Origin of the sequence: Geotalea uraniireducens Rf4, from assembly GCF_000016745.1 — a bacterium.
GTDB lineage: Bacteria > Desulfobacterota > Desulfuromonadia > Geobacterales > Geobacteraceae > Geotalea > Geotalea uraniireducens.
Genome location: NC_009483.1, coordinates 3,503,217 through 3,516,609, shown reverse-complemented (window position 1 = coordinate 3,516,609; position 13,393 = coordinate 3,503,217). Strand labels below are relative to the sequence as shown.

Annotated in this window: 3 protein-coding genes; all 3 read left to right on the top strand. The window is 52.9% G+C overall.

What is annotated here, in order from left to right; translation table 11 throughout:
* The first annotated feature begins 384 nt into the window (after positions 1-384).
* Positions 385-11,145: an Ig-like domain-containing protein gene (locus tag GURA_RS15385; RefSeq protein ID WP_011939863.1), complete on the top strand. Its 10,761-nt coding sequence runs from the start codon at positions 385-387 to the stop codon at positions 11,143-11,145.
* 3 nt (positions 11,146-11,148) lie between these two features.
* On the top strand, positions 11,149-12,105 hold the full coding sequence (locus tag GURA_RS15380; RefSeq protein WP_011939862.1) for a hypothetical protein: 957 nt from the start codon (positions 11,149-11,151) through the stop codon (positions 12,103-12,105).
* A 331-nt stretch (positions 12,106-12,436) separates the two neighbouring features.
* The gene (locus GURA_RS15375) at positions 12,437-13,387 is read left to right on the top strand and encodes an REP-associated tyrosine transposase (protein WP_011939861.1); all 951 of its coding nucleotides are present in this window, start codon (positions 12,437-12,439) and stop codon (positions 13,385-13,387) included.
* The last annotated feature ends 6 nt before the right edge of the window (positions 13,388-13,393 follow it).

Genomic DNA, 13,393 nt, shown 5'->3' with positions numbered 1-13,393 from the left:
ACCTTCTTGGCCGGATGGGCCAGTGCCGAACGGCCAAGTGTAAAATTTTTTTACAATAAGTCTAAACCCTTGCCAGGCAAGGGTTTACGGACATGTGTAAAAAATTTTTACAAGAATGTAAAGCCTTGTCCCATGGGCTTCTACGGCGATGTGTAAAAAAATTTTACAATATCTCCACAAAAAATCGCCTCCCATTCATTCTCTCACCTCTGAAATTCCAGAAAACTAAATTTAAAAATTATTGTTTATATTCAGCTGGTTATTAACTGTTTATTGTATGGTTTCCATCTGCCTTTCGTTTTGGCATGCTTTGTGGTTATAGGATGGCTCCTGCGGGCCTGTGCAGGAGATCGTCTTACAAGTATCCCAGGGGAGAGAAATATTATGGCTGGTAGTCCCTTTCAAGTTCTGAAGAATTCATTGCGCAATGCGCGGCCAGCGGCTGCTTTCGGTGTGGCTCTGCTGATGCTGCTCGTATCCGTTTCCTACTCTTTTGCCGGAGCGGACATGACGGTCTTCGGTCCGAAGCGCTATGACCGGCTCAAGGGGAAGCCCACCGTTTATACGGACACTTTCGAGCGCTGCAATCCCTCCGACCTTGCGCTCGTCCGGGTGCAAAACGGCGATAGTAAAAATACCCGGATCAAATCGGCAAGGATTTACATAAACGGCAGCAAGATTGCCGGAGAAAGCGAGTTCAAACACAAGATTGCGACCTTTGAAAAACTCGTAGCCGTACAGCAGCTAAATGAGCTGAAGGTGATACTCAAAAGCGGTCACCACGGCTATTTTGATCAGCTGGCAAAGTATCAGGCCAGGCAGTCGGATCTGGAAAAGGATCTGGCCAAACTGCAATTGCTGGAAAATGAAATTGCCGGCCTGAAACCACCCTACGACATCAAAACGCTTGAAAGAATCCTCCTGGAATTCCAGCGCATTAAAAAAGGTTACGGCGATCGGGATGAGCACCTGGCCGGGGTACGTAAGAGCCTTGATGATGAAGACGACGATGCAGATGACAAAGAAGATGGTTGGGATAGGGAGAAAAACGGGCACGAAATCGGAAAGGATTGGGTCGAACATGACCGGACGGGCATAGAAAAATCGAAAAGGGATACAGAGGATGCCATCCGATCCTGTAAGGCCGCCCTCGACACATTTGATCGGTCAGCGAGCAAGAGAGAAAAAGATCACGAAAAGAAGAGGGAAAAACTCTCGGAACTGCTTAAGGAGCTTGAAGGGATAAATCATGCCATCGATGAAAACGTCAGGCATCTGGACGATCTGGCGCGGAAAATCGACGAGATCCGGAAAAGGGGACCCTCCTTTCTCATCATAGAGATCATCGGCAAGGGGTGCGACAGCACACCGCCGGTCATCTCCGCCATTTCTCCGGCAGACGGGGCTCTCCTCAACAACCCGCTGCCGGTCATTTCCGCCTCCTATTCGGACGAGACCAACGGCTCCGGCATCAACACGGCCAGTGTGCGGCTTTTGGTGGATGGAAACGATGTCTCCGCTGCTGCGTCCATAACTGCCGCCGCCATCTCCTATGCCCCCGGCTCAAAGTTGCCCGATGGCAGCCATGCTGTCAGCCTCAGCGTAGCCGACCGCGCCGCCAACGTCGCCAGCCGTATCTGGAGCTTCGTTACCGATACCGTGCCCCCGGTTGTCACAATCAGCGCACCGGCATCGGGACTCCTGACCCGAAACAGCAAGGTGACCGTGACCGGAACGGTCAGTGAAGATGTAACGGCGGTTACCGTCAACAATATTCCCGCCCAGGTCAATGGAAAAGATTGGACCCTGGTTGATTACACCCTGAGCGAAGGTGCAAACAGCATCACCGTTCAGGCGACCGACCGGACCGGAAACCCGGGCAGCGCCACTGTCAATGTTACCCTCGATTCCACACCACCGGCCGCGCCGCTGCTCAACCCACTCACCACACCAACCAACCTGGCTGCGGTTACGATCAGCGGCACTGCCGAAGCGGATGCCAGTGTAAAGGTGGTCGCTGGCGGGGTGATTTTCGGCACAGTGCCTGCCGATGCTGAAGGGAAGTTCAGTCTGGGGGGCGCAACACTTGTTGAAGGGATTAACACATACACTGCTGCAGCCATCGACGCGGCAGGTAACGAAAGTTCCGCATCGTCACCGGTCAGCGCTGTTCTCGACATTACGCCGCCGGTCATAATAATAACCGCGCCGACAGCAAATGCATTCCTCAACACGCCGCAGATCACCGTCACCGGTATGGTCAACGAACCGGTCACTTCGGTTACGGTGAATAATACGTCAGCCGTTGTCGATGGGCTTTCGTTCAGTCTCACAATAACTCTTGCAGAGGGAGCGAACACGCTTGTCGTCAAGGCAAAGGATCTGGCCGGAAATGAGGGAACCACCTCTGTTCCCGTTTACCTGGACACCACCCCCCCGCAGGTGACCATCGTCACACCGGCAGCCGGACTTCTCACCAGGGATAAGCAGGTAATCGTTTCCGGAACAGTCAGTGAAGAATTCACCACGGTTACCGTTAACACCATTACTGCCACCGTCTCGGGCAAAACCTGGTCAGCCGCATATACATTAAGCGAGGAAGCAAATTTCATTACTGTAAAAGCAACCGACCGGGCCGGCAACAGCGGTTCGGCAACGGTCAATGTCACGCTAGACTCCACGCCGCCGCAAGCTCCGGTACTCAATTCGCTCACCAGTCCGACCAATGTGGCCGGGGTCACCCTTGGCGGCACTGCCGAAGCAGGATCAAGCGTGAAAATATCTGCCGCAGGTTTGCTCATCGGCACCGTCACCGCAGACGCCCAGGGTAGCTTCACCCTGGCAGGCGTTACCCTGGCGGAGGGGACAAACTCCTACACTGCCATCGCCACCGACGCAGCAGGCAACGAGAGTATTCCCTCAGTTCCCCTCGGCATCGTTCTCGATACCAGGGCGCCGGTCATAACCGTCACCGTTCCGGCAGAAAACGCCTTCTTCAGTGCGCCGCAGGTTACGGTCAAAGGTAACATCGACGAACCGGTTGCCGGCCTTACCATCAACGGTCAGGCTGCAACCTTGAGCAGTCTCGATTTCGATCAGCCGTTGACCCTGACACCGGGGCTCAATACCATCACCCTTGTTGCCACGGACCTTGCAGGAAATCAGGCCACGAAAACCGTTCTCGTCACCCTCGACAATACACCCCCCGTGGTTACCATCACTGCGCCCCTTTCCGGCACCATTACCAAAACAGCGCAGGTAACCGTTTCCGGCATCATCAGCAAGCCCCATACTACCGCCACTATCAACGGCACTGCCATCACCGTCACCAATCAGACCTTCAGTGTTGTCTATACACTTGCCGAGGGCGACAACATCCTCAACATAGAGGCTACTGACCGGGCCGGCAACAAGGGGAGCGCCAGTGTCGGCGTCTCGCTGGACAGCCAGTCGCCCGTCCTGTCTCTGCAGAGCCCTGCCGAGGCTGCGGCCGGTGCCAATGTGGCCATAGTGGTGAATGTTTCAGACAACAGACAGCTCACCCTTGTGGAGTTGAAGGCCGACGGCGTACCCATCTGGTCGGGAGGGAATATTCCTTCCATCGTCGAATCCGTTTCCTACAAGCTTTCACCATCTTTGAACACTGGAAGCGAGGTGGTATTCCAGGCCAGAGGCATCGATGTCGCCGGCAACGAAGGGAGCGCAACCACACGCGTCAAAATAAGCCAGGCGGCCATGGGGCCGGGATATGTGCAGGGAAAAGTACTTGAGGATGAAAGAGGGCTCCTCCTTGCCGACGCCCAGGTGACGGTAACCGATGAGAATGGTGAGGTGAAGACCCTGACAACGGCAGCCGATGGCGGTTACTTCACCGAAAACCAATCGGGAAACGCAGTCGTCGGCGTCATTAAGCCCGGTTTCACCAGTGTTGAACGAATCGTCCCGGTCATGCCGGAAAAGAAGGCCACCGCCCTCGACGCCAGGCTGACGAAAATCAATGGGACAAAGAATGTTATTGATGCCATTGGCGGAACCATACGGGTAGATGTAGGGGCGGGGTTACCCCGCCCTGCAATTGAATTAACAATACCGAACGGCGCTCTCTCCAATCAGGCGGACATCCGTCTGACACCGGTCAGCAACCAGGGCCTGGCGGGCATGTTGCCCCCCGGCTGGTCCCCCCTGGCCGCCGTCGATGTCCGTCTCCTTGATCCAACGGCGGGGACGGCTCTCTATACGGGCTTTTCCTCCGCTGCTGCGCTGAAGATCCCGGTGCAGGTTCCTCTCGCCCAGGCCTCGGGTACCGTGTTGACGCTGGCCGCCTACGACAGCACCAGCCACCAGTGGCGATCAAAAGGAAATGCAACCATTGCCGCCGACGGCCTGAGCGCAAGCGCAGACATAACCGCCGCCGGGCAGTATGCGCTCCTCATTGCCGACCCGGCTCCCAACGCCCCTGCCGCGGCGGAAGCAGGCAACCCCCTTGCCCCGGCATCCACGGCATCTCTCGATTATGCCGCAATCAACACCGCCGGAAAGGTCGTTCCCCAGGCATCGCCACCGTCCACAGGGCTCAAGGCAGCCGGTGAGGTGCTGCTGACGGCTAAAGACGGGGTTACCCCAGCGCCGCAATTCATTTCCGGTTTCATTATCAACAACAGGGTAACGGAAAAATTCGATCTCAAATCTGGAGACAAGGTGGAGCCTTCCGCCTACACCCAGGATATCGTTCTCTATCGCCAGCCATGCATAACCAACATTGCCGCCGGCGCATTAACCCAGCCTGCAGTGAGCGGAGTCGGTGGGGGAGTGAGCGGAGTCGAACTCCGCACCACCTTCCCCGTTTCGCCGTCCAGGGATTTCACACTGGTCGATCTTTTACTGGGAAAAGTGGGCATAGAGATAGTAAAACCCGATGCAACCGACAGCGGCATCATGGTGGGCGCCGATGGCGGCCGGCTGGTGGATGCCGACGGCAACATTCTCGTTATCCCGCAGGGGGCGCTCGCCCGGACAACACCGGTGGCGACGAAAAACGGGGCAGCCGCAACCGGAGCCGTGGGGAACGATTTCACTCTGCTCAAGGTGGTGGAGGTGAACCTGACGCGGCAGACCCTGGCGCAATCGGCGACCATTTCCATCCCGGCGCCAGACGGATTCAATCCGTCTCTACCGCTGCTCGTGGCGAAGCAGATCGATGTCAAGGGGGTTCAGAAGCTGAAGCTCGTGGCCCTGGCCAGACAGAACGGCTCCTTCATCACCACAGAGCCGTTAACTTCCCAACTCCAGAACTCATTGAACTCATCAAACTCAATAAACTCCTCCGGAGTTTATTACTTCCTCCAGGCCAAGGGGCAGATCGGCTTTGCCACCGGCACGGTCACCGATTCCAGCAACGCCCCCTTCAACGGTGCTTTGGTGAAGACGGACAACGGTTCGCTCATCGATCTTTCCGCAGCCACCGGGAAATATCTTGTGGCAGCGCCTGTTGCCGCAGTCACCGCGACTGCAACGGATCTATACAAGAACGACGAAGGGAGCGCTACCGGCGCAATAGCGGCCAACCAGGCAATAATCATTGACCTCAAAATCCTGATGATCTTGCCGACGGTTGTTTCAGTGTCGCCGACGGGCATCAATATTCAGCCAAACGTGCCGGTGGTGATTACCTTCTCCAAAAGCATGGATCAAAGCTCCATAAACTCCCAAACTCTCAAACTCCTCGACTCAGCCGGAACGGCTGTCCCCGGTGTATTCACCTTCAGCGTTGACGGCAAGGTCGTCACCTTCACCCCGGCAGATCTGCTCAAGTCGCAGCAGAGTTACACCATCACCATAGCCGGGACGATCAAGGATCTCCAGGGATATCCCCTTGGCCAGGATGTCACCTCCGGCTTTACCATCCGCAACACCACTCCGCCTCCCATGCCGCCGGCAGGGAGCATCACCGCGAGCTTTCCCGATGCTGATGGGTTCATCAGCATCACCGCCACCCAAGGGAGCTCCCCTGCCGACTGTACGGTGCTCATCATCAACGACACCAGCGGCGAGATAGTTTCCGTGGTTCCGGCCGGCAACGGCTCCTTTACCGGCAAGGTCAGAGGCCAACTGGGCGACGAGATAAAGATCGTCATCATGGATAACTCTGGGAATCAAACGCTCGTCTCGTACCTCACCTTCAAAAGCGATGACGGCAACTACCTGGTCACCGCCAAGGGTGGCAAGGTCGAAGGAGAGGGGGGGAGCATCCTCGATATCCCCGAAGGCGCTTTGTCGGGGCCGACGATTGTCAAACTGACCTTTGTGCCGGAAGCCAGCCTGGCAAGTCCGGTACCGGCACCGGGCACGTATCTCTCCGCATTCAATATCGACACCGGCGGGATCGACTTCCAGAAGGAGGTCCATCTCTCCATGCCGCTGCCGGACGGCTTCGATCCCACAACCCCTGTCTTTGTCAACCGCCCGAGCGAGATCTATAACGCCGACGGCACCATAGAAAAGGTCTACGAAATCATCGACAGCACCAAGGTAATCAACAACCGTATCACCACCGCCAGCCCCCCATTCACCGGCATCGTCCAGATCGGCTCCTTTGCCTTCATCTCCTTCGGCGGAATGAAAAAAGGCATCGTCTCCGGCTATACCTACCAGAAGATGAACGACCAGACCGGCTATCAGCCGCCACCGTATGGAGTTATCGAGATACCAACCTTCGATGCCTCCGGCAACCCGGTCTACAAATACGACCGTCCCATCAAGGGGGCCGTCATCCGGACCCCGGATGCCTGGGATTATGTCAGCTACTCAAACAGCAGCGGTTTTTATGCCGGGTTCGCTACCCTGTATGCCTACGTCGTGGCAATGCAGCTGGATTACCGGATAACCGCCATCCACCCCCTGACAATGCGCCGCACAAGCCACACCCTCTTCATGGATGTCGATCACGACCTGATCACCAACCTGAACTTCATGCTGGCGGACAAAAACTCCATCCCGCCGGACAAAACCGCGCCGGTCATCGACCTGACGATGCAGGTGGCACCCGGACAAGCCCCGACCAACCGGATCAGCTCCGGCACCATGCCGCTGGGGACGGAAGTGCAGCTGCCGCTGTTCATCAGCGACCAATCGAGTGTCAACCCCACTCTGACGGTGGAATACAAGAGCCCGGAGGCGACCACCTGGCAGTCATACTCCGCACCCCTTATCCGGCTGGGCGCGGTACTTTCATCCCCACCCACCGCCGACAAGCCGGCCATCTGGCGCTATACCTTCAAAGCGGTCTTTCCCGCCGAACTGCAGGGGAGCCAGGACACGAACTGCAAGCCGGGCCTGGCCGGCAACTACCGCTTCACGGTCGAAGCCACCGACACCAGCACCAACAAGAGCACCAAGACCCTCCAACTGCGGGTCGTGGCGGTCGGCGCCATACCTGGCGGCGTTGACGGCGCCCCCACCGTGGACAGCATCGCCCCAGCCGATGGCGCCAAGGACCTCCCAGTCACCACCCAGATCACCGCCTGGTTCAGCGAACCGGTGGAAAACGTCACCCCGGCCACCTTCAAACTGATCGATACCAGCAACGGACGGGCGATGCCGGCCATCATCACCACCTCATATGAAGGAGGCCGGATGCAGGCCGTGCTCACACCACGGGGCAACCTCTCCTACGACCGGCAGTACCAGGTACAGGTGCTGGTACTGCCCGCCGGAGGCATCGTAGACATCAACCCCAACCCCTCGGCCGACAATGCCTTCTTGCCCCTGGCCCAGGGATACCAGAGCACTTTCACCACCAAACGCCCCGCCGCCTATGACCTGGCCGAAGCCGAACAGTTCAAGGGGGGGCGCGACATCGCCCTGTACAACCACTATGACGGCAACAGCTACGCCTACATCGCCGCCGACGACCAGGGGTGGCATGTCGCCGACGTCAGCGATCCGACCAACCCCTCCGTGGTCTACAGTAAAAGCATGAGCGCCCCCGCCGTCAGCTGGAGCTACCGCGGAGTCGCCGTCCATCCCGCACCAACGGCCGGGATAATGGCCATGACCGAGAACATCGTCTTCGGCGACGGCAACCAGTACGGTTATATCCGCTTCTACGACATCAAAACCGACCCGGTAAACCCGGCCATCATCGGTAAACAGCGGCTGGCCGAAGCCTATTCCGGGATACCCGGCCGATTGGCCCTTGCCGGCGAATATGCCTACATTGCCACGGCTGCGGCGGCGCTGCAGGTGGTCAGCATCAGTAAGGCCAAGGACAGCTATGACGGCTTCTCGGCAGACAACCCAAGTATTGTGGGTGTCTTCGACAGTATCGGCCAGGGATACGGTTCGCCCAACGACATTGCGGTCTACGGAACGGGTAAGGCTCTCCTCACCACCACCGCTGGTTATCTGATAACCCTGGATATCAACAACCCCACGCCGGTCCAGATGGGAGTGATCGAGCCCAAAAAGCTGAACGCCTTGCGTGTGGCGGGTGTGTCCGACTACAGCTATGCCGATGCCGACGGCAACCCGCAGAGCATGGACCTGGCCCTCACCGGCGGTGGCGGCCGACTCAAGACCGTTGACCTTACCGACCCCTACAACCCCCAACCGCTGGCAACGGTCAAAGATGCCCTGGATAAAGAGGTTGTCTCCTATCCCTACGATATAACCTTGAACAAAGAGACGGGGCTGGCAATCGTCAGTACCTTGAGCGCCATTCAGGTAGTGGATGTGAAAGACCCAAAAAATCCCCGGCTGATCAACACCATCACCCAACTGCCCAACTCATCCGGCGCTACAACACCGGAAGGATCCCCGGCGATGATTCCCATAGGCACCATCCCGGCCATGGCGGAAAAAGACGGCTGGCTGTACATGGCGGACCAGACCAAAGGTATGCGCACAATGGGTATTAACACCAACGACATAAGAGTATACAATGAGAGCAATATTCAGGTTCCCGAGATAGGATACAGTAAGGGCGGAGAGGATGACCGTCGCTACTACGTCGAGGTAAAGTACGAGGATCCGGATATCAACTGTAATGATGACGACCTGGTAGGTAGCATGGTAATCAAAACGCGCAAGGGTGCTGTTGTCAACCCTCTTCCCGGTATAGACCACCCGACGCAGTATCTGCTGTCTTTCCGCAAAGGAAGTGACGAGCACTGCTATGCCGACTTGAAAAAAACAATAACGTCTCCGACAAACAAACGCTTTATAGCCACCAACTTCCCGGCTGCCGATTTGAAATTGACCACACCAGACGGGATGACGATAGCGCCAGTCTTCGGCAGTATCGGTACAAAGGCGATATTCGAGTTCAGCAGTCGCAAAGAGGGGAGACTCATGAGGCGCAAGAGTATACCGCTTGAGAAGCTGATCAGGATTGCCTTTGATGGAAATAGGGATGGGGTGATTGATTTTAAAAACCCCGAGGACAGGAAATACACCTTCTGGGTGAATGATGATAATGATGTCAATGGTTATGAAACCGAATATACTGACATCAACCAAGGCTCAAAAATTACTTATCCAGTAGAAGATGATAATATTAGCGGAACAGTTAAGGATTGTGTTCGTGAAAACGGTGACAAGATAAAAACGCTGAGAGATCTTGAAGATTTTGCCCGTGTCCAAATGCAACTTCATCCTCACGCAAGGAAGGTAATGGAGATATTATCAAATCAGACGACACAACCTAAGAGCTTCGGTTATTATCTCAAGTTCAATAATACCAACGGTACATCCCCTGAGATAAATATTTTCCAGGCTGTTGGTGAAACTGAAAAATATTTGTGGAATGAAAATTCTGCACGAAAGCAGTTGGATAAACCAAAGCTTCTTACTATCTCATCTACTGAATCAGAACTCGCCCCCTCCTATATATCGACGGATAAAACGTCGCCGTATATTTTTGAAGGGCGAAACTTTGGCAAAGGAGAACTCACCTTTATCCTCAAGGCGGATGGCGATACTTTAGAAGAAAATTCAGCGCTTCTGGAGTTAAAGCCAATTCAGACATTCTATGACAAATTCAGGGTCACATATGACGAGGGAAGCAAAACAGTCGGATCGCAGGTCAGCGAGATCAAAAAAAGCGAATATCCAGCGAAAGACAAAGATTACCTCCTGTTCGTTCACGGCTGGAACATGCAAGGTGAAATCGAGAAAGATCGGTGGGCCGAAACAATCTATAAACGGCTTTGGTGGCAGGGGTATACAGGGCGTGTAGGATCGTTCAGTTGGCCTACCCTTGAAAAACCTTATGACATTCCAAGAGGTACTACCTTTGACAGAAGCGAATTGAGGGCATGGAATTCTTCTGAAGCACTAAAAGATGTACTTGAAATAAAGCTCAGGGATTATGCTGGAAACATCAGGTTGCTTGGGCATAGCATGGGAGGAATAGTTTCAGGTGAGGCCATTCAGAAGCTGTCGGGTCCCGGCATCGTTAAAACGTACATTCCCACACAGGCAGCGCTTTCGTCACATTTCTACGACAATAGTGTGACGGAGAGTAGCCGGCGTCTGCCTCTGTTGCCGGTAACTCCGAATGTATTTGGGTACTACTACTCAGGCAATAGTGGCTCACAAGATGCCACCTATTTGGCAGATTCAACCGGCAAGGCAAAGTTCATCAATTATTTTAACGAAGTGGACTATGCTTTGACAGCCGGAGAACGTGGTTTCATGGCGTGGGAATTCAATACCAAGTTCAGACCCGATCCTGGTTACCTGTATTGCAACGGACTAGCAGTAGCTTGTTTTACGTTGCTTGATCCGCTTCCGACAATTCCAGGCATAATAAGCTCGTTGCTGAATTCAATCGATGGCGGAAGCAACTATTATGTGAGATTGGGGATTTCGAACGACGGATTAAGCATGCCAAGTCTGCTTAAATTTCCCGCTGACCGTTATGAGATATTCAGCAGAATAATTCAGTCTCGGGTCAAGGCATTGGGGGCGACGAGCAAAACGCCACTTAAGGGATTTGAAAAGAGCCGAAACCTTAAAAAGTTTGGTTATGACGACAAACATTATTCTCACAGTAAGGAGTTTCGTTCAAATATTGTTGACGAGCAGGGATACTGGAAAGCAATCTTTAGTGATTTTGAACTAAAAAGCTCAATAGAAAAGGAGTAGCAAATGAATAAACTGATTCCTCTCGTAGTGTTGTTAACAATAGGCGTCTTGGTTGTTACTTCAAAGTGCAATCACGCGCAGAATTTAACCGAAGCAGATAAAGCCAATAGAGCAGATCTTGAACTGCTCTCCATGGACAAGCCCATTCTTTTCTATGGTAGGGTGGTTGATCATCTCAACACGCCTGTTGAAGGCATTGATGTGATTGTCCATGTGAGAAGTTCTAATGGCATAGCGGAATTTGGTATTAAGACAGATAGCGGTGGAAGATTCGAAGTCAGCAACATTAAAGGTAACTCTATTTTGATAGTTGATATTAAAAATCGAGGTTATGAATATGATAAATCAGTAGATACAGCTGAAACATCTTTTGAAAATGACGGCTCATTCGTGGCAAAGAAAGATAGCCCCGTAACTTACACCGTTCGCAAAAAGGAACCGCCAACATTGGTATTAAATGAAGAATTTTCAATTGTATTCACAAAAAATATTCCTTATTACGAAATTGATCTTGTAAAACTTGATGGAAGAGAGAAAGGGTATTTAGAAAATTACGAAAGCAAAAACTTACATATCGATCTGAGGGCCAAGGCAGTTTATTCCGAAGCGGATTCTTCGTATACCATCACTGTTGAAGAACAGGATGCAAACAGCGGCATTATTGCTCTTGACGAGATGTTGTACGTGCCACCTGCAAGCGGATATCAGAAAACTTTCCAAATCACAGTCCCAATAAATACCAAGGTGAAGAAGTATTTATACATTAAAGGTCGTGCTGGTCAGATTTATTCAAGGCTGGATACTACTTTTAAGGCAACGAAAGAAAAAGCTGTCATGGTCGTCAAAGGTTGGACGAATCCGAACGGCGAAAGGAATGTTGATTATGATGGAGAATTATATGGCCAGTATTTGGATAAAAAGAACGCGGAAACTGAAACATTTTCAACGATAAAGAAATAGTAGAGGTACACTTAAGCTTTCTTTGACCCCTTAAGCTTTCTCTTAAGCGGTGAATTCACATTCTAAGTGCATTTCTGAACGGTTTAACTTCCAGCTCGATCCGCTCAGCCGAGTGCGAGAGAAAATGATTTAGTTCGAAAGGATTGAAAAAGGAAGAGCTTATTGCACGAGGATTACCGAGGGAACGGCGTCGAGCTTTTCCGCGGTTGCGGCAAATTTACGGTCAAGGGCAACCAAAGGAGGGCAACCAAAGGGGTCAGGTCTCAATTCTTGACAGGTAGAACTTCTTTGATATGTTTGAGAAAGTCCAAAACAATCAAAGGAGGAAGCGATGGCACGGCCTTTAAGAATCGAATATCCTGGAGCATTTTACCATGTCACGTCGAGAGGAAACGAACAGAAGGACGTATTCAAGAGTCAAAAGGATCGGGAAAAGTTTCTGGAATATCTGGAATCGGCAACAAAGCGGTACGGGGCGTTAATCCATGCCTACTGCCTGATGGGCAACCATTACCACCTGCTGCTGGAAACACCATCCGGGAACCTTTCGCAGATCATGCGGCATGTAAACGGTGCATATACAACGTACTTCAACGTCAAGCGGAAGAGAGCCGGTCATCTGTTCCAGGGGCGATACAAGGCGATACTCGTCGAAGCAGATGAATATGCGACAGAGCTTTCACGGTACATTCATCTGAATCCGGTACGGGCGGGAATAGTTGCTAAGCCGGAGGGATATCAGTGGTCCAGCTATCGAAGTTACATAGGTCAAGACAACAAGGCGACCGATTGGCTGAAGACGGAATTCATACTCGGCTATTTTGGCACGAAAGCACCGGATGTGAAAAACAAGTATCGGAAATTTGTCGAAGACCTTCTCGATAGTGAATACGACAGCCCATTGAAAGCAACGGTAGCCTCGACAGTATTAGGAAGTGAAGAATTTGTAAGAGAAATATCGGAAAGGCATCTGGGAGAGAGACGGGCAGAGCGGAGCGTTCCGGCTGTGAAGGAACTGGCAACCCGGCCTTCGATGGATGAAATCATAAAGGAAATCAATGCGGTGCTCGGCGAAAGAGACGAGTTGATAAGAAATATGAGCATTTATTGCTGTCAGAAGTATAGCGGAGCAAAGCTTAAGGAAATAGGTGAACGTTTTGGAATAAGCGATGCGGCGGTATCGCAGGCAAGCCGGAGGCTGGCATTAAAGGCCGAGAAAGATCAACAAGTGAAGAAGATGGTAGATTGGGTAGAGGCAAATTTAGGGTATGTCAGAAGTTGAGACCTG